We start from the raw sequence: 25,116 nt of genomic DNA, 5'->3' as shown, positions 1-25,116 counted from the left end.
AGTCGTCGGCGCCCATCTCGATGCCGACGATGCGGTCGGTTTCCTCGCCGCGCGCGGTGAGCATCAGCACCGGCAGGTTCTGGGTGCGCTCGTTGGCGCGCAGGTCGCGGCAGAGGGTGAGCCCGTCGCTGTCGGGCAGCATGAGGTCGAGGACGACGAGGTCGATCGTCTGGCGCTCGAGCGTCTGTTTCATCTCGCGGCCATCGCGTGCCGGGTGGGCGGCGTAGCCGTTGCGGGCAAGGTAGTCGACGAGCAGTCGGCGGATTTCGGGGTCGTCGTCGACGATGAGGATGCTATCGGCGCGGTCCATCGGGGTTCGTCCTGGGAAAACGGGTTTAGCGTTCAAGCCGCATTATCGGCGCTTCCGGCGGGGGCTGTGGGGGCAAATGTAACCTACTGTTACGCGGTCGGCCCAGGTAACGCCGCGATGCAATTTTCAACCGCGGCGCAATACGCGGCTTACATGCCGCCGCTTTAATGCGGGTCATGGAGACAGCGGGCGCTGTGTCCGTCTCACTGGTCAAGGAGTTTCGTCATGAAAATGCAGATCGTCAAAAACCTGGGGCTACTCGCCCTCGTGGGCAGCTTGAGCCTGCCGGTGTTCGGACAGCCCGGGCAGGGCTACGGCGCGGGCGGGGGACAAGGGTACGGGGCGGGCGGCGGCGCGGGATGGAGCCTGATGTCGCCGACCGAGCGCGACGCGCATCGTGCTGCCCTGTGGGCGAGCAAGAGCCTCGATGAATGCCGGGCCGTGCAGGCCAAGCATCGGGCGCTTGTCGAATCGCGTGCACAGGAACGCGGCATCGCCTTGCCACCTGAACCGGCCAATGTGTGCGAGCGGGTCATGGCCGGCGGCACTCCCGGGCCGGGCATGATGGGGGGGCGCCTGGGCATGGGTCCCGGCGGCGGCATGGGCCCGGGCAGCGGCATGGGGCGTGGTCCCGGCCGCGGTATGGGCCAGGGACAGGGGTATGGTCCCGGAGCCGGGCTGCTGACCCCCGAAGAAATCGGCGCGCACCGCAACGCGATGCGCGCGGCCGACAGCCTCGAGGCCTGTCGCAAAGTGCAGGGCGAACATCGGGCGCTGCTGGAACGCCGGGCGCAGGAAAAGGGCGCGACCGTTCCGCCGATGCGGGCGGATATGTGCGCACGCCGTTTCGAGGGCGGTGCGCAGCCGGGCACGGGCAGGGCGCGTGGCGCGGCTCCCGGGCGAGCCTTGCTGACGCCGGAGGAGCGGGCGGCGCACCTTGAGCGGATGCGCGCGGTGCGCAGCTACGAGGAGTGCAAGGCGCTGCAGGCCGAGCACCGCGTGGAAATGGAGGCGCGGGCCAAGGCTCAAGGCGTGACTCTGCCGCCGGTGCGGGCGGCCGTCTGCGAACGCTTCAAGGCCGGGACGGCACAACCGAAACCGTAATCCTTCCGGCTTCCCCGCTCCGGCGAACGTGCTTTTTTACACGCCGGGGCGGGTTTTTGCTTGTTCAATCGAATCATTGCCTTGCGGCGCATTTGTCGATTGTTTAAGATTTGCCCGTCATTCCGACGGGCCAGGCGACATGAGAACAAACAATAATCAACGGAAGGTACCCAAGGTTTACCTGATCGATGATGATCCCGTCGTAACCTACCTTCTCGTTGATCTCGTCGATTCGGTCAATCTTCCGCACGTTGTTTTCGACAGCGCGGTGAAGTTTCTCGAGCAGGACCTCGGCGGCCTCGAGGGCTGCATCGTGACCGACTTGCGCATGCCCGGCATGAGCGGGCTCGAGTTGCAGGAGGAGCTGCACCGACGCGAAATCAACCTGCCGATCATCTTCATCTCCGGCTATGCCGAGGTGCAATCGGTGGTGCGGGCGATGCGCGGCGGGGCGCTGGATTTCTTCCAGAAGCCCTTTTCTTCGCAGCACCTGATCGAGCGCATCCAGGACGGCCTGCGCATCGACCGCGAGCGCGCCGAGCTGCTGGCGCGCAACCGCCAGATCGGCGAACGCATGGCGCTGCTGACGCCGCGCGAACGGGAAGTGCTGCAGGGCATCTTCGAAGGCAAGCTGACCAAGGTGATCGCCGACGAACTGGGCATCGGCGTGCGGACCGCCGAAACCTACCGCCAACTCATCATGCAGAAGCTGCAGGCCGGTTCGGTGGCCGAACTGGTGCGCATCGTCGTCGAGGCGATGCCGCGGCGCGGTACGGTTTAGGGCTTGGCCGGCGTAAAACGAGGGCGTTGATCCGGCGTGCGGAGCGGCGGGTGCCTGTGTCCGTCCGGCGGCGTTGGCCCTTGCCGCGTTTTTCCGTACGCGCCGGACGTTCTCATTCCACGGATTGCGGCGTGGCGGGCGGGTGACGTGCCTGATTGAGTTCGCTCAGCGCCAGCTCGAAGTCGAATACCTCGATGGCCGCGAGGATGGTGCGTCCCTGCGTGCCGAGCGCGCTCAACAGGCGTTCGCGTTGCCGGCGCGCCAGCGTGCTCGCGGCGAGATCGCCGTTTTCCAGCAGGCTGGCGAGTTGATTGCACAAGCTTTCCTCGTCGATCGGTGCTTCGCTCTCCGACGCGTTTTCGCTCGAATCCGGGGCCAAGGCGCGCTCGAGATCGGCAATCAGGGTTTCGAGCCGGGGGGCGAGGCTCTGGTAATGGGCGTCGATGACCGGACGCTCTTCCTTACGCCGCAAGGCGTCGAGCAGGGCGGCGGCTTCGCTGGTCACTTCCTGCGCACCGATCAGTCCGGCCGATCCCTTGAGCGCGTGGATGACCTGCTCGGCAGCGTGGCGGTCGTTGGCCGCGAACGCGGCGACGATCTTGTCCGGATCGTCCCGGTGGCTGTTCAGGAAAAGACTGATGACCTGCCGGTACTTCTCTTCGTTGCCGCGCACGCGCGCCAAACCGCTGGGGACGTCGAGACCCGAAACCTGAGCCAGGCTGGCGCTCAAGCCCGCTCCGGCGACGAGGGCCGGTGCGGCGGGCGTGGGGGCCGCGGGCGTCGGGGCGGGCGGGGTTTTGCGCTTGCGCGGCAGCCATTTGAGCAGCATGCCGTAGAGCGCGTCGGGATCGACCGGCTTGGCGACGAAGTCGTTCATGCCCGCGTCGAGGCAGTTGAGACGGTCTTCCTCGAAAGCGTTGGCGGTCATCGCCAGGATCGGCGTCTGGGCGCGCCCGAACAGGCGGCGGATGGCGCGTGCGGCATCGAGACCGTTCATCTCCGGCATCTGCACGTCCATCAGGATAAGGTCGTAAGGCGTGATCCGGGCCTTGTCAACCGCCTCGCGCCCATTGCGCGCCGAATCGACCTGCAAGCCGACGCCGTGCAGAAGCAGTTGGGCGACTTCGAGATTGACCTCGACGTCGTCGGCGATCAGGATGTGCGCGCCGGCATGCTCCTGGCACAGGCGGTCCTCATGGTTCTCGCTCGGCAGGTCGAGGGGAACGGGCGTGCCGGCGCGGCCGCGGCGCAGGCGGGCGGTGAACCAGAAGGTGCTGCCGCAGTGACGGACGCTTTCGACGCCGACGTCGCCGCCCATCAGTTGCGCCAGACGCTGGGTGATGGCGAGGCCAAGGCCGGTTCCGCCGTACTTGCGGGTGTTGGACGCATCGGCCTGTTCGAAGGCGCGGAAGAGGTTGGGCAGTTTTTCCGGGTTGATGCCGATCCCAGTGTCGACGGTCTCGAAGCGGACCAGTAGATCGTCACTCTCCGCTTCGAGCAACCTGGCGCGCATCGTGATCTGGCCGTTTTCGGTGTATTTGACGGCATTGATGGCGTAATTGAGCAGCGCCTGGCGCAGCCGCGTCGCGTCGCCGTAGAGCCACTGGGGAACTTCGTCCAGATCGATGACGATCTGCAGACGCTTTTGCCGCGCCTGGTCGATGATCATCGTGCGCACGCTTTCGAACACGGTGGCGAGGGCGAAATCGGTTTCTTCGAGCACCATCTTGCCGGCTTCGATCTTCGACAGGTCGAGGATGTTGTTGATGATCGACAGGAGGTGCGCGGCGGAACTCTCGATCTTGTCCAGCCGGTCGATCTGGCGCGGCGTCGCTTCGCTGTTGCGCAGCAGGTGGGTGAGCCCGACGATAGCGTTCATCGGCGTGCGGATCTCGTGGCTCATGTTGGCCAGGAAGGAACTCTTGGCGATGTTGGCCGCTTCCGCCTGGATGCGGGCCTCGGCCAGCTGCGAGGTGCGCTTGGAGACGACGTCTTCGAGGTGGTTGCGGTAGCTCTCGAGTTCGGCGTTGAGTTTTTTCTTTTCCGTGATGTCTTCCTGGATCGCCACATAATGGGTGATGCGTCCGTCGTCCTGACGGATCGGCGCGACCACGGCGGCTTCGACGTACAGGCTGCCGTCCTTGCGCCGGTTGAAAAATTCGCCCCGCCAGGCTTCGCCGCGCTGAAGGGCGGCCCATAGCTCGGCGAAAGTTTCAGCCGAGGTCTGCCCCGACTTGAGCATCCGCGGATTGCGGCCGATGACTTCGGCAGAAGTGTAACCGCTGTGGTGCTCGAAGGCTTCATTGACATATTCGATCGCCGCTTCGGTATCGGTGATGACCACCGACACCGGGCATTGGCTGACAACTTCGGAGAGGACGCGGAGCGTCTGGTCGGTCTTCTTGCGCTGCGAGATGTCGCGCACCGTGTGCGTGAAGTAGATGCCGTCCGCGACCTGCCAGCGCGACAACGAGACGTCCACCTCGAAGGTGCTGCCGTCCTTGCGTTGGGCGACGAGTTCAACGTTGACGGCCGGCCCGTCCGGCGGATCGCAGGCGAGGATGCTCTGCAGGAGTTCGCGTTGCCGCTGCTGTTCGTGCGTGGCGAACAATTGGGCAATCGAACGGCCGATGGCTTCCTGCGCCGGGTAGCCGAAAATGCGCGCCGCGGCCTGGTTCCAGGCGACGATCAGGCCCTTGCTGTTGGTGTTGATGATGCCGTCGTTGGCCGCCTGGGTGATGGCCTCGTAACGTTCGATGCTGGCGCGCAGGGCGATTTCCGCCTGGCGGCGCGCCGTGACGTCGGTCAGCGTCAGGCGCAGTTCGGGGGCGCCGCCGCTGACGGGCTGTAAGATGCATTCGGCATTGACGAAGATCAGCGAACCGTCGGCGTGCTCGATGCCGAATTCCGCGCTTTGCCGCTCGTGCTGCAGGGCCTCGGTCAGAAAGTCCTGCCAGCGCGCCCGGTCCTCGTCATTCACGAAGGCCGAGAAATTGAAGCCGCTTACCGCTTCGTGCCGGAACCCGAGGAGTTTGCACGCCGTCTGGTTGATGCGCTGGATGTGGCCGGCCGGGGTCAGGGTGAAATAGGCGACCGGAGCGTGTTCGTAGAGGTCGACATGCCGGGCGCGCGACGCCTCGAGTTCGGTCTTGGTCTCGCGCAACTGGTCGTTCTGGGTCCGCAATTCGCTCTGGCTGGCCTTGAGCTGGGCATTGGCGACGCTGAGGGCCATCTCGTGCATCTTGCGCGGGGTGATGTCCTGCACCGTGCCGAGCAGGTAATCGAGCGTCCCGTCGCGTTTGCGCACGCATTTGACGTCGGCATTGACGTAGATCAGCGTCCCGTCCTTGCGGATCAGGCGCTGTTCGAAGGTCGCCGAATCCACTTCGCCGCTACGGATGCGCAGGATTTCGGGATAAAACTGGGCGACGTCGTCGGGGTGGGCGATGTCCTGCCAGGTCAGTTCGAGCAATTCCTCGCGCGAGTAACCGGTGATTTCGCAGGCCTGGTCGTTGAAGCGCAGGAATTTGCGCGTCGACGGCGAAACGATGGCCATGCCGATGAAGGGCAAGGTGAAGAAGCTTTGCAGCAACTGGTCGTTCTTGGCCTGTTCGGCCATCAGGGAGATCGTCTGCACGAGTTCGCGCTCGCGCCAGAGGACGATGAAGGCCCACATCACCGCCAGCGCCGCGGCCGCGGAAACGAGGCCGATCCAGAAGACCGTCCGCCACATCGGGGCGAGCACTTCCTTGCGGTCGATGGTGGCCAGCAGCTTCCAGTCCGTGCCGGTGATCGGTCGGTACGCCGCCAGCACGTTGACCGCGCGGTAATCCGGGCCCATGAAGCGGCCGCTGCCGGTGGAGAGGGCGGCCTGAACTCCCGGCATGTCGGTGCGTGAGAGCGGAATGTTCACCGTCAACGGCGGGGCATCGAGGTGACGCAGGGCGGAAATGACCGTCAGCTGATCGCCCTGTGCGCGCACCAGCAGGGTTTCGCCGCTCGGGCTCGAGGTCGGCCAGTTCCTCAGGTGCGGCAGGATGAAATCGTTGAGGTTGGTGCAATGGTCGATGAAGCCGATCAGACGGGTTTCGCCGGTGCTCGTGGCGAAGAGCGGGGTGGTGATGTGCAGGTGGGGTTCCCCGTCGAACAGGGAGATGTCGCCCAGTTGGGTCTTCTGCTCGCGGGCGGCGGCGGCGAGCCCGGTAAAGACGTCGTCGCCGAGGTGTTCGATCTGGTTAGTGTCGGAGGCCAGCGGCTTCTGGTCGGCGTCGAACAGAATCGTTCGGTCGAATTTGTCGCCCCGTTTGAGCGATCCGAGTGCGGTGGAGAGTTCGTCGCGCCAACGGGACCGCTCATTGCGGTTGCCTTCCCGGAATTTTCGGAAGGCGTTGATGAAGACCGGGTTGTTGCTGAGCATCTCGACGTCGGTCTGGCGCTCGCGCAACCAGTTTTCGACCTGCTCGGCATTCAGGCGGGCGATGGTTTCGAGGTGGGAATAGGTGTCCTGTTCGATCTGCGGAATGCGCAAGGCGACGTAGCTGGTGCCGATCAAAGGCGCCAGCAGCGCCAGGGCGCAGAAGATGACGGCCATGCGTCGGGTGGTGTAGCGCGGCGCGAGGATGCGCGAGAACGGGGTGTTGCGCGCCGCTTCGCGCAGGCCGTGGGCGAGGCTGAGGAAAAGGAGCAGCGTCGAGGCCAGAACAAAGGTTGCGTCGAGGAACAGCTCGATGCGTTCCGCACCCAGGTCGTCGTCGAGGAAGAAATCCGGCCCCATGATCCAGATGGATGCGCAGATCCCGTAAAGCCCAGCAATGGCGCCGGCCTTGACGAATTCCGGACGCATGAAGGTGGGCGTGAGTGGGGGTGGGGTGTTCATGAGCGGGAAGGGTTCAGTTTTCGATGCCGAAATAAAGCGCGATGGCTTCGAAATCGTGGTGTCCGGTGATGAAGACCTCGGCGATGTCGGGGTCGAAATGGTGTCCGCGTTCTTCCGCGATCATCTCGCGCACGGTCTCGAAAGGGATCGGCGCTTTGTAGGCACGGCGGGAAATCAGGGCGTCGAAGACGTCGGCGAGCGCCATCAGGCGAGCGGCGATCGGGATGTCGTTGCCGGCCAGCCCGTCCGGATAACCCGTTCCGTTCCAGCGCTCGTGGTGCCAGCGTGCGATTTCCTTGGCCTGGGTGAGAAAGCCGACCGAGGTGCGCAGATCACGTTCGGCAAGCGCGATGGCTTCGCTCCCGAGAATGGTGTGGGTCTTCATGATCGTCCATTCCTCGGGCGTCAGCTTCCCCGGCTTGAGCAGGATGCGGTCGGGAATGCCGACCTTGCCGATGTCGTGCAGCGGCGCCGAGCGGGCGAGCATGTCGATGTAGGGGGCGGTCAAGACTTCGGCGAAACGAGGGTGAGGCGCCAAGCGGGTGGCAAGCAGGCGAACATAACCCTGCGTCCGCTGGATGTGGTTGCCGGTTTCGTTGTCGCGCGTTTCGGCAAGGTGGGCCAGGGCGCGGATGCTGACTGCCTGGATCAGCTCGTTTTCGCGCATCCGTCGGGCGACCTCGGCCTCCAGGGCCGCGTTCTGGTCCTGCAGCATGTGCCGTGCGCGGCGGACCAGCAGCTGGCTGCGCACCCGCGCCAGCACGACCGCCGGCTTGAGTGGCTTGAGGATGTAGTCGGCGATGCCGGCGTCGAAAGCGCGCTCCTCGTCTTCGTCGCTGTCCTGCGCGGTGAGGAAGATGACCGGGATGTCACGCATCGCCGGCTCGTCGCGCAGTTGTGCGAGCACTTCATGCCCGCTCATCTCGGGCATCACGACGTCGAGCAGGATCAGCCCGGGACGTGGCAGCTGGCGGGCGAGGTGCAAGGCGACATGGCCGTTGTTGGCGACCTTGACCCGATACCCCGCGCCTTGCAGCAGTTCGCCGAGGACGCTCAGGTTTTCCGGCTGATCGTCGACGATGAGGATGGTTTCATGGTCGGTGGCACGCCGGCGTTTGGGCGGGGCCGCCGTTTCGCGGTCTGCGGCGACGGCCGTCGGCACGGCCGGGGGACCGGACGGAGGGAATTCGGAGGGCCCGAGGTTCATGGCGCGCGTCACCGTACTCGCGAAGGGCTCAGCGTTCGGGGGGCGCGTTTTCCGCGGCGCCGAGGAGCGGGCCGGTGAGCAGCGCGATTTCGTCGACCGAGAGCACCTTGTCGATGTTGAGGAGGATGACGAACTTGCCCGCCACCTTGCCCATCCCGAGGATGAAGTCGGTCCGGATGTTGGTGCCGAAGGCGGGAGGCGGCTCGATCTCGGTGGGCGGGATGTCGAGCACCTCCGAGACGGCATCGACCATGATGCCGATGTCGTGACGTGTTTCGGCGTCGGCGTCAGAGACCTCGACGATGATGATGCAGGTGCGGCGCAGAATCTCGGTCTTCCGGGCGTTAAAGCGGGCGGCCAGGTCGATCACCGGGACGACGCTGCCGCGCAGGTTAATCACGCCGCGGATGAAGGTCGGCATCATGGGAATGGCGGTCAGGTGGCCGCACTCGATGATCTCCTTCACGTTGAGGATGCCGACGGCGAACATCTCGCCGGCGAGCGAGAAGGTCAGGTATTGGGAGGGGCCGTCGCGACCGGCGAGGCCTGCGAGGCCGGCGAATTCGAGGCCTGGAGTGGGCTGCACAGGAAGTCCCATGGACGCTGTCCTCGTCTCTAGTAACGTTCGAAATCGCCTTCGCTGATCGGCAAGGGCGTGCTGCGCGCGCTCTGGCCCTGCGCCGCGCGCGGCGGGGCGAAGGTGTTGCGCGCGATCGGCTCGGCGGCTTGCCCCGGCGGCGCGAAACTACGTTGCGCGCTGTTGGCGTCGAGGCGGAAGAAGGTCATCGTGTGTTGCAGCTGTTCGGCCTGGGAGCCCAGTTCCTCCGCCGTGGCGGCCAGTTCTTCCGAAGCCGAGGCGTTCTGCTGGGTGGCCTGGTTGAGCTGTCCCATCGCTCCGTTGATCTGGGCGACGCCGGCGCTTTGCTCCTGGCTTGCGGCGGCGATTTCCTGCACCAGATCCGAGGTTTTGCGGATCGAGGGAACCATTTCGGTGAGCAGGTTGCCGGCACGTTCGGCCTGTTTGACCGAGGACGAGGCCAGATCGCCGATTTCCTGCGCGGCGATCTGCGAGCGTTCGGCGAGTTTCCGGACCTCGGCGGCGACGACGGCGAAGCCCTTGCCGTGATCGCCGGCACGGGCGGCTTCGATGGCAGCATTGAGCGCCAGCAAATTGGTCTGGTAGGCGATGTCGTCGATGATGCCGATCTTGCCGGCGATCGACTTCATGTCCTCGACGGTGCGGGTAACCGCCTGGCCGCCCTCGGCGGCTTCGTTGGCGGCCTTGGTGGCCATGCCGTCGGTGACGCGGGCGTTTTCGGTGTTCTGCGAGATCGATGCCGTCATCTGCTCCATCGATGCGGTCGTCTCTTCGACGCTGGCTGCCTGTTCAGACGAGGACTGGGAGAGCGACTGCGCCGTGGCGGAAACCTGGCCGGCGGCATTGGAGAGGTTGTCGGCGGCGGTGCGCACTTCGCTGATGATCTGGGTCAGCTTGGCGATCATGTTCTGCATCGCGCTCATGAGCATTCCGACCTCGTCCTTGCTTGTCGCGTCGAGACGGACGCTCAGGTCGCCTTCGGCGATCCGGCTGGCCGCATTGACCGCTTCGCCGAGCGGGCGGGTGATGCTGCGCGTGATCCACCAGGCAAAGACAACGGAGATGAGCAAGGCGCAAAGGGCCATGCTCAGGATCAGGATTTTCGCCGATTCGGCATTTTCGTTGGCCGCCTTGCCGGAGCTGTCCATGAGCTCGGACTGGAAGTCGATCAGGGCGTTGACGCTTCCCAGGTACTCGGTCTGGGATTTTCGTAGCGCGCCTTGCATGAGCCCGACGACCTCGGTTTTGATGACCTCGGGCTTCTTGTCCGAGCGGATGATTTCAAGGAACTTGTCTTGCGCGGCGACGTAATCGACGCGGGCATGAACCACGCGCTTGAGCAGTTCCCGGCCTTTGTCGGTGGTGATCGTCTTGTCCAGCTTGCCCAGTTCGTCGGTGATGATCCGGCGTTGCGCCTCGATGTCCGAGAGCGATTTGGTCCGCTCCTCGCCGCTGTAGATGTAGGCGTTGCGCAATTGACGGGCGATGGTGTTGAGCGCGTCGACGATGTTGTTGGCCTGGACCGTCTTCGGGAAACGGTCGAGGACCATCAGCTCGATCTCCTGGTTGAGCGTGCTGATGCGCAGGTAGCTCAGGGTCGAAATCGCCGTCAGAAGGACGAGCGTGATGCCGAACCCGAAGGCGAGTCGGGCACCGATCTTGAGGTTCTTGAACATGGGATCCTCCTTGTGGCGGGCGCTTAGTTGAGCAACTGGGGCGAGGAAGAAGCCGCGCGCGAGATGCTCAGGCGCTCCTCTTCATGACGGGAGACAAAACCGACCAGGGCGGCGACGTCGAGGATCAGCGCGACGTCGCCGCTGCCCAGGATGGTCGAGCCGCCGATCAGGCGCAGGTTGGTGAACATTCGCCCGAGCGGCTTGATGACGGTCTGGAACTCTCCCATCAACTGGTCGACGACGATGCCGGCGCGCTGGCCGCCGAACTGAACGACCACCAGGCTTTCCCGCGCGGGGGCCGGCGTCTCGATCTCGAACAGGTCGCGCAGGCGGATGAAGGGCAGGGCTTCACCGCGCAGATTGAAATAATTCCGTTGGGCGCCCAGGGCCCGGTGTTCGATGCATTCGACGATGGCGTCGAGCGGGATGACGTAGGCGTCGTTGTCGATGCCGACCAGGAAGCCGTCGATGATCGCCAGCGTCAGCGGCAGCCGGATGGTGAAGGTCGATCCACGGCCTTCGTTCGAAACCACCTCGACGCTGCCGCGCAGGGCCTGGATGTTGCGTCGCACCACATCCATGCCGACGCCGCGCCCTGAAAGGTTGGAAACCTTGTCGGCGGTGGAGAAGCCCGGCTCGAAAATCAGGTTGATGATTTCGCCGTCGCTGAGCGTGGCATCGGGCGCGATCAGCTCGCGTTCGACCGCTTTGGCGCGGATGCGCTCGCGATCGAGGCCGCCGCCGTCGTCGGCGATCTCGATGACGATGCTGCCGGAATCATGGAAGGCATTGAGCGAGACCCGGCCCGTGGCCGGTTTGCCCCGTTCGCGCCGCAGTTCGGCGGCTTCGATGCCGTGGTCGAGCGAGTTGCGGACGAGGTGCATCAGCGGGTCGCCGATTTTCTCGACGACGGTTTTATCGAGTTCGGTCTCGCCGCCGTTGATGACGAGTTCGATGTCCTTGCCCAGTTCCTTGGAAACGTCGCGGACGACCCGGTGGAAGCGGTTGAAGGTGTCGCCGATCTGGACCATGCGCAGTTGCAGTGCGGCGTCGCGGATGTTCTCGACCAGGCGCGAGAGGATCGAGGTCGCTTCGACGAGGTCGCCTTGCCGGCTCTTCTGGGCCAGGAGGTTGGCCGAGGCGCCGGCGATGACGAGTTCGCCGACGAGGTCGATCAGTTGGTCGAGCTTGTCGGCCTGGACGCGGATCGATTGAGCGTCGCGCGTCTTCTTGTCGACGATCTGCCCTTGGCGGGTGGCGGCGGCTTCGACGACCGCCGGGTGCACCACCTTGTCGTCGACCAGGATCTTGCCCAGTGGCGTCGTGGTATCCGCCGCATCGGTCGACACGGCGTCCAGGGCCTCCTGCTCGCGCAGGCCGCGGTCGATTTCGGCCTGGGTCAAGGCGCCCACCCGGACCAGCATCTCGCCCAGCCGCATATCGTCTTCGGGCAGTTCGCCGATCAGGCGCAGGTAGTCGGCGACGCAGCTTTCCGGAGGCAGGATGCGCAGTTCGCATTCGTCCTGGACGAAGGAAAAAACGCGTTCGATGTCGGTCTTGCTGGCCTTCGTCTGCAGGCGGACCTCGAAGCCCAGGTAGCAGGCCTCGGGATCCATCTCGGCCGCCGCAGGCAGCGCGTCGGCGACCGTCTCGAGGCCGATGATCTCGCCGATCTCGCCCAGGTAGCGGATGAAGGACAGCGGATCGGTGCCGCCGCGCATGACGTTGCGCCCGAAGCGGACCGAGATGTGCCAGCTGTCGGTGTTGACCACCGCGATTTCGTTTTCCACCTCGACCGGGTCGACATGGATGGCGAGGGTCGCCGCCGCCGGATCGGTCTCCAACACCTCGGCCAGCCGGGCCTGCAGGGCTTCACCGCGTGCGACCAGCGCCGCATCGGGGGCGTCGTCGTTGGCGGCGAGGACGTCGACCAGGGCATTCATCTGGTCGCAGCATTCGAGCAGCAGCGTCGCCAGCAGCGGGGTGACGGGAAGGCTCTTGTTGCGCAGTTTGTCGAGGATGTTCTCGACGCGATGGGTGAACTGTTCGATGTAACGGCACTCGATGACGCCGGAGCCCCCCTTGATGGTGTGCGCGGCGCGGAAAATGGCGTTGATGTTGTCGTGGTCGTCGGGCACCTGTTCGAGACGCAGCAAACCGGCCTCCATCTCAGCCAGCTGTTCCCGGCACTCCTGGATGAAAACGCTGACGATTTCGTCCATGTCTTAGCTCTCCACGGTTCAGCCGGCTTCGGTCGCGGGAATGACGAGCGGATCGCCGAGTTCGGCGACCAGGTTGCAGAACTCGATCGTCGCGCGCACGGGCTGGCTATGCCTGACGAGGATGACGCGCTTGCCGCCGACCTGGGCTTCGCGTTTGAGCAGGAGCAGGAGTTGCAGACCGGCGCTGTCGATCTCGCCGACCTGGCCCAGATCGAGTTCGAGTTCATCGCAAGCCGACAGGGCGTCGAGCAACCGGCGCTTGTGCTCGAACGCGTGGTAGATCGTCAGGGGCTCTTCAAGGGAGAATGATTTGCGGGCCGTCATCGCGTTTCCTAGAAGAGTTCGACATTGCGGCGCGTACCGCTTGCCGGGCGAGCTTCGTCGAGTGCTTTGCCGTCCGGATTCGTCGCAGAGGCATGGACTTGGCGCTGCTCGGCCATGACATAAGCCTGTTTGAGTTGCGTCAGGCAATCGTCGATACGGACCAAGGGAGTCTCGTCGCTGTCCGGCGTCAGCCGGCGCGCGAACTCGGTGGCGAGCGCGTCGATCCTCCGCGTCGCCTCGATGATCAGTTCGATCTGCTGCCGGCTCACGTCCTGAAACTGGATGCTGGCCTGGGCGTCGAGGAACATCCCGGTCAGACGCCGACTGCTGTGCCCGATTTCGGAGAAGACCTCGGCTTCGCGGCGAACGAGTTCGCCGTAGTCGAACGTCAGTTCCGAGAGCTGGCTGGAAAATTCGCGCAGCATCTCCTGTTCCAGAACCAGCGCCGACTCCAGTTCGGCGTTGCGGAAACGGCTGGCGATGTGTTCGGCGAGGTTGTGGATGCCGCTGCTGATCTTCTCGACCGCGTTGCCGGTTTCCACGGACAGCTTGCGCACTTCGTCGGCGACGACGGCGAAGCCGCGCCCCGATTCGCCGGCGCGGGCGGCTTCGATGGCGGCGTTGAGGGCCAGCAGATTGGTCTGTCCGGAAATCTTATGCACCAGCGCGACCAGATTGCCGAGGGCGCGGGCCTCGTCGCTGACGCTCTGGATGCGCTCACGGTCGTTGTTCGCTTCCTGACGGCGCTGGTCGATGTAGCTGCCCATCCGTTCGAGCAGTTGGCGATTGCGGGCGAGAACGGCGTCGGTATCGACCAGCTGTTGCTCGGTTTCGGCATTGCGGCTGGTGATCAGGCGGTCGAGTTCGTCGACCACCGCATCGATCTCGTGCAGCCGGCTGATGATGTCAAATGCCGATTTTTCGGTCAGATCGACGGTGTTCTGCAATTGCGCGCGCATCACGCCGGTCAGCTCGTCGAGGCGCGACAGGTCTTCGCCGACCGCCTTCTGCCGGCGTCCCGCGTCGGCATGGCGCGCCATTTCCTTACCCACCGCCTTTTGCTGGCCGAGCGTCGTGTCGCGGTAGAAGAGGAAGGAAACAAGTTGCTGGGCCAGAAAGGCGGCGATGACCAGGGCTGCGGAACCCAGGGCGTCTCCGAGTTCCGGCGCCTGAAAGAGTTGGTGGAGCGGGCGGTTGAAGTAATAGACGCAGAGGGCGCTGCCGAACGCGACGACGAGCGTGACCACGACTTGCCGTTTGAGCAGATCAGGCGGGATCATGATGCGTCCATCGCGAAGCGCGCGTTCAGCGGATGACGAGTTTGATCGTGCTTAGCAACTCGTCCGCCGTCGCCGGCTTGACGATCCAGCCCGATGCGCCGGCGGCCTTGGCTTCCTGTTTTCTTTCCTGCTGCGATTCGGTGGTCAGAAACAGGATGGGGACGAATTTGTAGGCGGGAATCTGACGTACCAGCTTGATCAGCTCGATGCCGTTCATGCCGGGCATGTTGAGGTCGGTGATCAGGAGGTCGATCTTGACGCCGGCCTGGAATTTTTTCAGGGCCTCTTCGGCGTTAGGCGCCTTCTCGACTGTGTAGCCGGCCTTGCTCAGGATGCTCGAGATGCTGAGCAGAATGGTGGCTGAATCATCGACCAGCATGATCGTGCTCATGTTGCCTTCTCCGTAAGGTCGGTGGCCGACAAGCCGGCGTGTCCCACGACGGGCCGCTCGTCAAGGGCGGGGCTGGCCTAAACGGCAGACGGGGACCGGCCTCGTCGCCAGACGAGCCGGAGGGGGTCTCTACCGAACGTCCTGTATGCCCCGCGCGCCGTTTCTTCCAGCGTTTCCGTATCTCTTTTGATCTTCGTCGATAAGCGGGCGGATGTGCATCCGCAAAATCCGCGACGAACTGCGGAAACTACGTAGCCAGGCGGGGCGGCGTACCTGTCGATGGGCTCGGGCGTAGAAAAAAATAACCCCCCTCAAAAGGTCGCCAGGGAGGCGTCCCGAGGGGGGGAAACACACCGAGCCTGCCAGTTGCTTGGCGTTGGGTCTGGTGTGGGCGGAGGTACTAGAGGAAAACCAGCTACACGATCAGCATAGTCTCAAACGAAAAACCCTTTGTGCATCCGTGTAAACCGCAATTGGCCTTTTTTTTTCAGCGGTTATTACGGAGTGATTGAATTTTTCAAGCCATTTTTCATATTCCGTCGATGCAGTCGGGATGAAAAGGGTAAAAAAATGCCCTCCGGGGAGATGGAGGGCAGAAAACACGCCGTCCTGTGGAGGGAGATCGAGAGGATCGGCGTGCGGGGGAGGGGGCAGTCGGCCGTTTGGGCGAGTGGCTTCAACCATCGAGTACGCTGTTCATGGCGTTGACCTCTTCGCCCGATTCAGCCAGGACGGCCGTCAGGGTTTCTTCGTTCACGAGCAGTTCGATTTCAGCGGGGATGCCTCGGCTGCTTATTCCGGTGAGGGCGTCGAGGGGAGATTCGATCGGGGCGAGCTGGTTGGCCAGCAGCAAGGTGTCGCCCAGGCTGCGCGGCGGCATGGCCAGATAACCGGTCCAGAGCGTTTCAAGGGCTTTGCCGATCTCTTCGGGAACGTCGAGCGCGGCCAGGACGGCACGGCCGATGGCCGCCTCGCCTTCGCCGTGCAGGATTTCAAGGTCGCGTTCCAGGAGCCCCGGGAATTCGCCCGCACGGGCGATCAGGTAGAAATTGCCGATTTCGTGAACGATGCCGGCGAGGAAAGCGGCTTCGGGGTTCTGGCGCGTGACGCGGCGGGCCAGCACGCGCGCCAGCGCGGCGACATGGGCCGTGTGCTTCCAGAGCTGAGCGGCCAGCATGCGGTGGGTGCTCAGCGGCGACATGTTCTGCATCTGCTTGATGACGACGACCGCGGCGATGGCGCGTGCGCCGGCGAATCCGATCCGGGTCAGGGCGGTCTTGATGTCGTCGATCCGCCGCCCGGACGGGTTGTAGATCGTCGAATTGGCGAGCGTGAGCATGCGCGTGGCAAGGACGGGTTCGGCGCCGATCAGCCGGGTCAGGGCGTCGATCGGACAATCCGGGTCGTCGAGCAGACGCTGGACGCGCAGGGCGATCTGGGCGTGCGTCGGGAAAACGATGTCGCCATTTTGTGCGTCTGCGGCGATGAGTTTCAAGACGGTGGCGACGTCGGTCATGTGGCGATCCCTCCCTGCAAAGCCCCGAGGGGGTAGGAACTGCCGCTGTATCCGACGATGAGCGAGGGAATCTGTTCGAGGCCGAGCGTGATCTGGGCGGCACCGAGGCGGATGGCTTCGCGCGGCATGCCGAAGACCACAGAGGAGGCTTCGTCTTGTGCAGCCGTGCGGGCACCGGCCTGGAGCATTTCGTGCAGGCCGCGCGCGCCGTCGTCGCCCATTCCGGTCATCAGGATGCCGAGCGCGTTGGCTCCGGCAACGCGCGCGACCGAGCGGAAGAGAACGTCGACCGAGGGCTTGTGCCGGTTGATCAAGGGGCCGTCGCTGATTTCTAGCGTGTACTGAGCCCCGTTGCGCTTGAGCGTCATGTGCTTGCCGCCGGGGGCGATGAAGGCGTGCCCGGGGAGAACGCGATCACCGTCGCACGCCTCGCGAACCCGGATCTGACAGAGGGTGTCGAGGCGGTCGGCGAACATCGCGGTGAAAGTCGCCGGCATGTGCTGGACGATGAGGATGCCGTGACAGTGCGTCGGCAGGCGGGTGAGGACCGATTCGAGCGCCAGCGTGCCGCCCGTCGAGGCGCCGATGGCGATGATCTGGTCGGTGGTGCGTTCGAGCGGCGGTGGGGCGATTTCACCCGAACCCAACGGTGGGGCTGGGAGGCGGCGCAGGCTGGCCTTTGCCGCTGCGCGGACAGTGCGCACGATTTCGTGCGCCGAATCTTCGAGGAAACCTTTGAGGCCGAGTTTCGGCTTGGCGATCACCGCCACCGCGCCGGCGGCGATCGCTTCGATCGCGGTCTTGCTGCCCGGCTCGGCGAGCGAGGAGCAGATGATCACAGGCGTCGGCCGCTCGGCCATGATCTTGCGCACGAAGGAAATTCCGTCCATGCGCGGCATTTCGATGTCGACGACGAGGACGTCGGGCCACTCGCCGCGCATGCGGTCGAGGGCGAAGAGCGGATCGTTGGCGACGCCGACGACCTGAATTCCAGGCGCGTCGGCAAGCGCCTTGGCCACGACCTGACGGACGACGGCGGAGTCGTCCACGATCATCACCTTGATCGGATCAGGCATGACGTTGCCCTCGCGCCGCGCGCACGTCGGCGCCCTCGCCTTCGGGGAAGGCGAGCCAGACGTTGCCGCTCCAGATGTCGAAGTGCAGCTTGCGCCGACCGCTGCCGCCCACGTGTTCTGCGATCAGGGCGATGCCGTGGTGTTCGAGCAGCGCGCGTCCGTAGGCGATGTTGTTCTGACCGATGTCTGAGGCGATGCTGAGCGTTTCGTCGGCATAGACGAACATGTTGGCGCCGCCAAACAATTTGGCCTCGTATTCCTTCGGACTGGTCCCTGCCCGTTCGACATGGCGAAGGAAGAGTTCAAAAGCTTCAAAGGCGTAGCGGCCGTCGAGCTGTTGTTGCCCTCCTTCGACCTGCGGGCGCTCGCAGAGCATGTAGTGACACATGCCGCCGATGTGGCGGCGCGGATGCCAGAGGGTGATCGACACGCAGGAACCGAGCAGCGTCGAAATGCGCGTCCGGCCCTGGCCGAAATGGAAGTCACCCGGCCCGAGAACGACGGAACGAAAGTGCGTCGTGGACGCTGCGCTGACGGTTTCGGTTTGCCGGTTCATGGCTTGCGGTAGATCGTCGGACGGACGGCGACCAGGGCATCGACGACGCCGGTCAGGGTTTCGGAATGGCCGATGATCAGGTGGCCGCCGCGTTTGAGGCGCGGCATCAGGTTGTGCACCACTTTGGCTTTTGTCGGCACGTCGAAATAGATCATCACGTTGCGCAGGAAAATGACGTCGAAGTCGCCGATGCCGGCATCGACGGGGTGCATCAGGTTGATCTGGTAGAAGCGTACGTGCTGACGCAATTCGGGGGCGATGAGGAAGGTGCCGGCTTGCGAGCGAACTCCTTTGAGGCAGTATTTGCGCATGCAGCCCTGGGGGATGCCGTCCGTCCGTTCGAGCGTGTAGTGACCGGCGGAGGCTTTGGCGAGGACACGGGTGCAGATGTCGGAGCCGACGATCTCCCAGCGCCCGATGCCGATCGCCTCGGCGAGGGTCATGGCGATCGAATAGGCTTCTTCGCCGCTCGAGCTGGCCGCGCTCCAGACCCTGAAGGTCTGTTCCGCAGCGCGCCGGGGCAGCAATTCATCGCGCAGGAATTCGAAGTGCTTGGGTTCGCGGAAAAAATAGGTTTCGTTGGTGGTCAGCAGATCGACCATCGTCTGCAGTTCTTCGGGGTGCTGTTCCGACGCGATCAGCTTGTAGTAAGCCCCAAAGCTTGCCAGTCGGTGGTGCTTGAGGCGGCGCATCAGGCGACCGGCCAGCAAGACCTTCTTGGAGTCGCTCAGGCTGATCCCCGCGATCTTGTAGATCAGGCGCTGGAAGAGGGCGAACTCCTGGTCGCTTAAGGAGGCTTCGATCATCAGAAGAGCTCGATCCGGTTGTCGCTTGCCGGCGGCTTGCGCGCGAGCGTTTCGGCGTAGGCGCGTTCCTCGCGGGCGATCACCTCGGCGTTGGCCATGCTCGTCACCTGGCGCTTGCAGAACGCGTCGCCCGAGAAAGGTACGAAGACGATCTTGCGCGACCAGGGGCCGAGCAGATCGGAGGAAAGCAGGGGAATGCTCTCGCGGGCCAGCCATTCCTTGGCGAAGGAGGCGTTGCGTTGTCCGATGTTGAGTTTGTTGCCGACCTCGATGATCGTCCCGCCACCGAAGGCCTTGGCCTGCAGGCGCGCTTTCTTGGCGCCGCGCGTCAGCAGGCCGTTGAGCAGGGCTTCCATGGCGAAATTGCCCGAGAGCAGGGCATCGACTTCACCGTCCCGGCTGCGACCGATGTCGGGCAGCAGAAAGTGGTTGATGCCACCGATTCGCAGTTGCGGGTCGTGCAGGCAGACGCAGACGCAGGAGCCGAGCAGCGTGGCCAGCGGCTTTTCGCTGTCGATCAGCCAGGCGCCGGGATGAACGTTGCGTGCCAGACGTTCGATTTCCCGGGGCGATAATCCTGTGATATCCACGTTGCGTGCCTTGAAGGCTTATTGCTGGCGCAGGTCGGCCAGTCGGTTGCTGAGGCGCGAGAGCGCGTCCTGAGTCTGGATACCGCGGTCGAGCAGGGCGACCATCTGGGCCATGAAATCGCCGACCATGTTCTGCAGGTATTTTTCCTGGTTGTCCGTCAGGCCGAGCTTGTAGAACGAATTGAGCAACGTCTCCTGCAGATTGACGATGAGCGCCGAGCTGGCTTCCGCGTTTTCGCGGTGGGCCTGGTGCAGTTCCATGATCGTATTGCCGACGTTTTCCAGCGCGGTGCGGATGCCTTCTTGTGCCCGGCGGCTGCTTTCCTCGGCCTGCAAGGCTTTGAGCCGCGAGTCGACGCCTTGCGCGGCGACCGAGAGGTGGTCGCGCAGGCGGCCGCAATAATCGGGGTCGTCGAGCGGCAGCGTGTTGATCATCAGCGTGACGCGCTCGAAGTTATGCACGCTGCGCCGACTGAACTCGAAGATCCGGCCTTGGTCACGAACGTGCTCGATGACCGAAGTCTCGAGCGGGAGGTTGGTTCCGGCCGCGCTCAAGGTCAGCGTTTCGCCCCCCATGCGCGTTTGCACGACACCGTCGAGGCGGTAGCGATGGAGAAGATCGAGCACGCCCCGGGCGATCTCGTGCGCGCTTTCCATGGCGATCAGCTTGCTCATGAACTGCAACAGGATTCCGGTCTCGTCCATGCTGGCCATGACCAGCGAGGAAAGGTGCTCGGCCTCCTCGATCTGCTCGGCCAGCGTCCGCTGGTTGAGGATCATGTGCTGCGCCAGCTTGACCTTGCGCAGCAGTTCCTCGGGTTCGAAGGGCTTGACGATGAAGTCGTCGCCGCCCGCGTCGTAGCCGGCGATGCGCTCTTCGCTGCCCTCGTGCGCCGAGACGAACATCACCCGGATGGCGCGGGTTTCCGGCGCGCTTTTCAATTGGCGGCAGAACGCGTAACCGTCCATGCCGGGCAGGTTGATGTCGAGCAGGATCAGATCGGGATGCGTTTCCGCCAGTTGGGCGGCGCAGGCTTCGGCGCTTTCGAACGCGTCGACGGGATAATCCGGCTCAAGGATGGCACAGATGACGCTACGTACCGTCGGATCATCGTCGACGACAAAAACCTTGAATGCGGATTCCATTTCTCTCCCCAAAGAAGTGGGTGCTCCGGTCGCGGGGTGAATGACGGCGTTATGGCATGGGCGGAGGTTCAGTTCCCGGAAAAACCGAGCGCCACGGTCAAGTCATGGCAGGTGGCCGTGACCGTGCGTTCGAGATCGTCCAGCCAATAGCCGCTGGGCTCGCCGTTGCGCAAGGTGGTTTCCAGTGCCAGCGCCAGCGCGTGCAGTTCGATCATTCCGAGCATGCCGGTACGTCCTTTGAATGAATGCACGAGCCGCGTCGCGGTTTCCTGTTCGCCGGTGTCGACCGCCGCGCGGATCTTGCGCACCGTGCGCGGACCGTGCGCGATGAAGTCTCCCAGCCAATAGCGGTAGCGCGCTTCGTCTCCGGAGAAGCGCGCCAGCGCATCGTGCGTACGGACGTTGCGGATGTTCAATGTCAGCGGCGGGCGCCGATGATCGCGATGTATTGCGGTGGATTTGGCTGCGTGCGATGCGAACGACATGCCATTGTTCTCCTGCAGCGCGCTCGCGACCGGAATGGCGGAGCTGCGGCTTGCCCGAGATGCTTGCAAACCTGGCATGCCTTGTGCATCCGTATTTTTCGCCGGAATCGGCGGGAAATACGTAGAGCCCGACGGGGCGGCGAGGCTAGCGAGTGCGCGCCGCCAATGGCGTTGAAGGATGCACCGTCGCGGCTATCGGACGGGATGCAGTACCGACGTTGCCGTCATGGTTTCCCGGTGAGCGCGCCCACGGCGTGGATGATGAATTGGTTTTATTAACGTAAATCAAGTTTTTTCCCTAGACTCATCGGTAGATTCGAAAAAAATTCTTATTCGAGGGAGTCGAATGGATTCTGCGCGCCGAAGTTTCATGGGCGCCCGGCGGGCCGGAGATTCACCGTTACGTCCACCGTGGAGTCTTGCAGAAGAGGCCTTCGTCGAGAGCTGCACGCGCTGCGACGACTGTCTGCGTGCCTGCCCGACCGGCCTGTTGCACCCGGGGCAAGGCGGTTTCCCCGAAGTCGATTTTAGCCGTGCGGCCTGCACCTTCTGCGGCGATTGCGTCACCGCCTGTCGCGACGGCGCGTTGTCGCGAAACGATGCCCGCTCGGCCTGGCGTCATACTCTGACCATCGTCGCCTCGTGTCTGCCGAAACAACGCGTCGAATGCCGCGTGTGCGGCGAGAGCTGCGAGCACGGGGCCATCGTTTTCCGCCCACGCCTGGGGAATGTCGCCGAACCCGAATTTGACGCCGCGCGCTGTACCGCTTGCGGCGCCTGCATTGCGCCTTGTCCGGTCGGCGCTTTGCGTCCCATCCCCCTACATGCGGAGGCCGCATGAATCTTGCCAGTCTTGTCCTGCGTATCCAGCCCGAGCGGCGTGCCGCCGCAGAGGCAGCGCTGACCGCCTTGCCCGGCGTCGAATGCCATGCCATGTCCGACGACGGCAAGCTGATCGTCACCGTCGAAGAGACGCCAGAATCGTCGGTGGCTTCGACGCTGATCGCCGTGCATGGCGTGCCTGAAGTTGCTCGGCCACGGTCAGCGACTGCGCCGCATCGAAGCGCACACGGTTGTTGACGGCGGCCAGCAGCGCATCCAGACCACTGGTGCCGTTCTGCAGCAGTTGCTGGATTTCCACCAGCGTGTCGTAGGCGGCATCGGCACCACCCAAGATCTCGGTCTTGAGCGCATCGAGCAGCGAGACGATCTTGTTGGACGAGTAGGTGGTCGTGGTCGCGACCTGCGCATCGTCGATTACTGCCGAGGACACCACGGCGGCCTTCAGTTCGTTGATGGCCGCGACCAGATTCGACTTGTCGGTGGTGGTGAGGTTGGCCAGGTTGCCTGCCTTGGCGCGGACGTCGTTGAACTCCTGCGCGACGCGGATGACCAGGCTTTCGATACGGGTTGCAAGACTCATGTTTTCTCCTTGGAATGTCAGGACAGCCAGCGGCTCTTGATCACGCGCCGACCGGTGTTGCGGTTGCCAGAAACAGCGAGGCCACCGCGTTGGGTGGCCTCGTTGATCGATTCACTTGTTGTTTCAGGGGATGGCGGACTGGGCACCCCAAGCTGTCGCTCCAATTCCCGCCAGTGGCGTTCCTCGAAGCGATCCAGGCCCGCCGCCGATGCGGCCGCGCGGGCATAGACGTAGCAGTCGAGTGCTTCATTGCGCTCGCGCATCTTTTGCCACTCGCGCACCGGGAAGCCGTTGCGGTCGCGGCGGGTGATCAGTTGCTCCGCGCAGAGTTGCTGGATGAACTCGGCGTCGATCTTGGGCAGATGGACAAATCCGGCTGGAAACACCGTGGTCAAACCGTCCTCGCCCACATCAGCGCTCTTGCGCAGGTTGTTGTAGAACTCCAGCTTGGCGATGCTGACCGCCACCGTGTACACCTTGATGCCACGGCGCAGCTTCTTGCCACCCTGCGAGACATCGATGGCGGTCGGCGTGCCGACCAACGCTGCGCCGCGAGGCACACCTTTGACTGCCATCACACGCGGATCGCGGCAGGCCCGCACAAAGGCATAGGCCTCCTGCGTGGCAAACCCGGTATCCAGTGCGAAGCGGGCCAGCGGCATTGCCGCACCCGAGGCGTGTGTCCAGTTCTCAGCCAGCATTTCAGCGAGGCGCTTCCACACCGTGTCGCGGGCGGTGTCCCCCATCAGCACGCGATGCTCGATGAGCCACGACTCCTTGCTGCGCCCGAAGGCCCAAACCGATGCCTCGATGCGATCCTTCTGTACATCGGCCGCGCCGACCAGCAGCAGACCGCCTTGCGGCACGCTACCGACGCGGTAGTCTTCTCGGCGCTCGACCAACCGTTGCCAGTCCGGCGCTTCGCCTTCCTCGACCCAGGTTTCACCCAGCTCGGTGTTCTTGAAGGTCTTGATGGCGGCTGCTGATCCTGATTCCTTGCTGACGGCGGCTTCCCAGGCAGCGGCAATCTCCCGCCAACTGCGCCAGCCCACCGGGCTGTACAGCGACGACAGGTGAAAGCCTGCCGTCTTGCCCGCGCCATCGGTGATCATCGCGCGCCATTCACCGTGTTCCAGCATCCACGTCTTGTGATGCTCGGCAATCGCGGTGTCACACGACTCGCAGATGTAGGCAGCGGTTTCTGGTTGCCCTTTGTCCCAGCGCAGCTGCTCGAAGCGTAGCCACTGCCGGTGCGAGCAATGCGGACACGGCACGAAGTAGCGACGTTGGTCGCTGGCCTCGTACTCGCGCTCGATAGCCGACGCCCCTGAGATCGTCGGTGTCGAAACGATGAAGATCTTGCGCCGAGCAAAGGTGCGTGTACGGGCTTCGGCCAGCGAGATCGCATCGCCTTCGCCCTCGACGTCCAACGGATAGCCGTCGACCTCGTCGAGGAACAGATACCGCACCGGCATCGAACGCAGGCCGACCGCGCTGTTCGCGCCGGTCATCACCAGCACGCCACCCCGGAACTCCTTGGCCAGGATGGTGTTGCCGGAATCCCGGCTGCGCGCCGGTGCAATCAGTTCAGCCAGTGCGGATGACTCCTCGATCAGCGGATCGATTCGCTGCTTGGAGTTGCGCTTGGCCATCTCCACCGTCGGCCACACAGCCATCATCGGCCCGGGCGCGTGGTGGATGACGTAGCCGATCCAGTTCGATCCCATCTCTGTCGCGCCAAGCTGCGCCGCCTTCATGAACACCACGCGCTCGACCGGTGAGGTCGGCGACAGGCAGTCCATGATTGCTTTCAGGTACGGCGTGCGGCTGGTGCGCCAGCGCCCAGGCTCGGCGGACGCCTTGCTCGAGAGCATCCGGTGGCGATCCGACCATTCGGACACGGTGAGCAGCGGGTCGGGCGTCAGTCCTTCACGCCATGCGCGTTCGATCTCGGCAGCGCCTTCGTAGTCCATGTCCATCAATCCACCCTTGGGCGCATCTCGCCCAGTTCCTGCAGGTGCTCACGCACAGCTGCCTCCAGGGCGATGTGCATCGTGTGAGGATCGACGCCGAGCTTGGCTGCCATCTGTGCTGAGATGCGTGCGGGCCAGTTGAGCCACGCATCGCGTTCGGATCGCGCCAGCTTGAAAACATGGGCAATGGCCTGGGGCCGATCGACCAGCTCACCTTTCAGGCGGGCCAGTCGCACCTTGTTGGTTTGCGCCTTGACCACTTCGTTGACCGTCCGCGCTTGGAGCAAGGACGTGCCGCCTGCTGGCAATGCCGCTGGCCCATCACCCGGGGTGCCACCGGATTCCGGTACGGCGACCTTGACCGCGCGGGTGGCCGTGCCATTGCGCGGCGCATCGGAATTGCGCGCCCACTCCCGGTCGACGCGCTCGGCATCAATCGTTCCGTCTGCCTCCGGTGTGATCCGTCCCGCAGCGATGGCCTTGCGCACCGCCGCATCGGACACCCCTCGGTGGCGTGCGTAGGCACGAATCGAAATACCCATATTTCCCCTTCGGGGCACCTTCAATCATTTGTTCGCTCATTTGCCAAATTCGCCTGCGGATTGAGCTTGGCTTCCATCTGGAACAGCGCGTTCATACGTTCGTCATCAACACCATGAAAGGACACGGACATGAGCAAGCTCGAACAACTCCTGACCCAGATCGCGCAAAACAAGCTGGGCATCGAAACCCTGGAAACCCGCCGCTCGGACAGCCTCGATTTCCACGACGTGGCG

General features: G+C 64.1%; 22 protein-coding genes and 1 pseudogene. 4 read left to right on the top strand and 19 right to left on the bottom strand.

The genetic code is table 11. The features are described from left to right. Positions 1–310, bottom strand: a 310-nt coding sequence (locus tag KBA32_RS10205) for a response regulator (protein WP_294358410.1), incomplete at its 3' end; no start/stop codon positions are given. 225 nt (positions 311–535) lie between these two features. On the opposite strand from KBA32_RS10205, the gene KBA32_RS10200 reads away from it, so the two are divergent. Both KBA32_RS10200 and KBA32_RS10195 read left to right on the top strand, forming a co-directional pair. Then, positions 536–1,414, top strand: coding sequence for a hypothetical protein (locus KBA32_RS10200; RefSeq protein ID WP_294358408.1), 879 nt, complete (start codon positions 536–538; stop codon positions 1,412–1,414). A 139-nt stretch (positions 1,415–1,553) separates the two neighbouring features. Next, positions 1,554–2,195: a response regulator gene (locus KBA32_RS10195; protein WP_294358406.1), complete on the top strand. Its 642-nt coding sequence runs from the start codon at positions 1,554–1,556 to the stop codon at positions 2,193–2,195. Between the two features lie 112 nt (positions 2,196–2,307). On the opposite strand, the gene KBA32_RS10190 is transcribed toward KBA32_RS10195, so the two are convergent. The 15 genes from KBA32_RS10190 to KBA32_RS10120 form a co-directional block, all read right to left on the bottom strand. Continuing rightward, positions 2,308–7,071: a PAS domain S-box protein gene (locus tag KBA32_RS10190; RefSeq protein WP_294358403.1), complete on the bottom strand. Its 4,764-nt coding sequence runs from the start codon at positions 7,069–7,071 to the stop codon at positions 2,308–2,310. Between the two features lie 13 nt (positions 7,072–7,084). Further along, positions 7,085–8,278, bottom strand: a complete 1,194-nt coding sequence (locus KBA32_RS10185) for an HD domain-containing phosphohydrolase (protein ID WP_294358400.1) — start codon at positions 8,276–8,278, stop codon at positions 7,085–7,087. Positions 8,279–8,306: 28 nt separating this feature from the next. Continuing rightward, positions 8,307–8,876 carry a chemotaxis protein CheW gene (locus KBA32_RS10180; protein WP_294358398.1) on the bottom strand — a complete coding sequence of 190 codons (570 nt, stop codon included), beginning with the start codon at positions 8,874–8,876 and terminating at the stop codon, positions 8,307–8,309. 17 nt (positions 8,877–8,893) lie between these two features. Further along, positions 8,894–10,552, bottom strand: coding sequence for a methyl-accepting chemotaxis protein (locus tag KBA32_RS10175; RefSeq protein ID WP_294358394.1), 1,659 nt, complete (start codon positions 10,550–10,552; stop codon positions 8,894–8,896). A gap of 23 nt (positions 10,553–10,575) precedes the next feature. Next, a complete protein-coding gene (locus KBA32_RS10170; RefSeq protein WP_294358391.1) occupies positions 10,576–12,774 on the bottom strand; it encodes a chemotaxis protein CheA in 2,199 nt (732 codons plus the stop codon). A gap of 18 nt (positions 12,775–12,792) precedes the next feature. After that, the gene (locus KBA32_RS10165; protein WP_294358388.1) at positions 12,793–13,098 is read right to left on the bottom strand and encodes an STAS domain-containing protein; all 306 of its coding nucleotides are present in this window, start codon (positions 13,096–13,098) and stop codon (positions 12,793–12,795) included. 8 nt (positions 13,099–13,106) lie between these two features. Continuing rightward, a complete protein-coding gene (locus tag KBA32_RS10160; protein ID WP_294358385.1) occupies positions 13,107–14,378 on the bottom strand; it encodes a methyl-accepting chemotaxis protein in 1,272 nt (423 codons plus the stop codon). A gap of 25 nt (positions 14,379–14,403) precedes the next feature. Then, entirely contained in the window at positions 14,404–14,769 is a 366-nt protein-coding gene (locus KBA32_RS10155; RefSeq protein ID WP_294358382.1) for a response regulator, read from the bottom strand. A gap of 676 nt (positions 14,770–15,445) precedes the next feature. Further along, on the bottom strand, positions 15,446–16,285 hold the full coding sequence (locus KBA32_RS10150; protein ID WP_294358379.1) for an HDOD domain-containing protein: 840 nt from the start codon (positions 16,283–16,285) through the stop codon (positions 15,446–15,448). Then, positions 16,282–17,361 (bottom strand): chemotaxis response regulator protein-glutamate methylesterase, encoded by a 1,080-nt coding sequence (locus KBA32_RS10145; RefSeq protein ID WP_294358376.1) that lies wholly within the window; start codon positions 17,359–17,361, stop codon positions 16,282–16,284. The genes KBA32_RS10150 and KBA32_RS10145 overlap by 4 nt, the downstream gene beginning before the upstream one ends. Beyond that, positions 17,354–17,917: a chemotaxis protein CheD gene (locus KBA32_RS10140; protein WP_294358373.1), complete on the bottom strand. Its 564-nt coding sequence runs from the start codon at positions 17,915–17,917 to the stop codon at positions 17,354–17,356. The genes KBA32_RS10145 and KBA32_RS10140 overlap by 8 nt, the downstream gene beginning before the upstream one ends. Then, entirely contained in the window at positions 17,914–18,723 is an 810-nt protein-coding gene (locus KBA32_RS10135; protein WP_294358370.1) for a protein-glutamate O-methyltransferase CheR, read from the bottom strand. The genes KBA32_RS10140 and KBA32_RS10135 overlap by 4 nt, the downstream gene beginning before the upstream one ends. After that, positions 18,723–19,313 carry a chemotaxis protein CheD gene (locus KBA32_RS10130; protein WP_294358367.1) on the bottom strand — a complete coding sequence of 197 codons (591 nt, stop codon included), beginning with the start codon at positions 19,311–19,313 and terminating at the stop codon, positions 18,723–18,725. The genes KBA32_RS10135 and KBA32_RS10130 overlap by 1 nt, the downstream gene beginning before the upstream one ends. Positions 19,314–19,331: 18 nt before the next feature. Then, positions 19,332–20,459, bottom strand: a complete 1,128-nt coding sequence (locus KBA32_RS10125) for a response regulator (RefSeq protein WP_294358364.1) — start codon at positions 20,457–20,459, stop codon at positions 19,332–19,334. 68 nt (positions 20,460–20,527) lie between these two features. Continuing rightward, complete coding sequence (locus tag KBA32_RS10120; RefSeq protein ID WP_294358361.1) at positions 20,528–20,944, bottom strand: Hpt domain-containing protein; 417 nt, start codon at positions 20,942–20,944, stop codon at positions 20,528–20,530. Positions 20,945–21,290: 346 nt separating this feature from the next. On the opposite strand from KBA32_RS10120, the gene napF reads away from it, so the two are divergent. After that, on the top strand, positions 21,291–21,785 hold the full coding sequence (gene napF, locus KBA32_RS10115) for a ferredoxin-type protein NapF (protein WP_294358359.1): 495 nt from the start codon (positions 21,291–21,293) through the stop codon (positions 21,783–21,785). After that, positions 21,782–21,913: pseudogene (locus KBA32_RS17135) on the top strand (chaperone NapD); the annotation flags it as partial. The gene napF and the pseudogene KBA32_RS17135, both read left to right, overlap by 4 nt. On the opposite strand, the gene KBA32_RS10110 reads toward KBA32_RS17135, so the two are convergent. From KBA32_RS10110 to KBA32_RS10100, 3 genes are all read right to left on the bottom strand, one after another. After that, positions 21,903–22,367 (bottom strand): hypothetical protein, encoded by a 465-nt coding sequence (locus KBA32_RS10110; RefSeq protein ID WP_294358356.1) that lies wholly within the window; start codon positions 22,365–22,367, stop codon positions 21,903–21,905. The pseudogene KBA32_RS17135 and the gene KBA32_RS10110 sit on opposite strands and share 11 nt — an antisense overlap. Before the next feature lie 17 nt (positions 22,368–22,384). Further along, on the bottom strand, positions 22,385–24,241 hold the full coding sequence (locus KBA32_RS10105) for a phage terminase large subunit family protein (RefSeq protein WP_294358413.1): 1,857 nt from the start codon (positions 24,239–24,241) through the stop codon (positions 22,385–22,387). 104 nt (positions 24,242–24,345) lie between these two features. After that, entirely contained in the window at positions 24,346–24,882 is a 537-nt protein-coding gene (locus KBA32_RS10100; protein ID WP_143503093.1) for an elements of external origin, read from the bottom strand. Positions 24,883–25,116 lie beyond the last annotated feature (234 nt).

Origin of the sequence: Propionivibrio sp., assembly GCF_017995515.1 — a bacterium.
In the GTDB taxonomy this organism is placed as follows: domain Bacteria; phylum Pseudomonadota; class Gammaproteobacteria; order Burkholderiales; family Rhodocyclaceae; genus Propionivibrio.
Note: the sequence above shows the minus strand (reverse complement) of the source record. Positions and strands in the feature narration are given on the sequence as shown.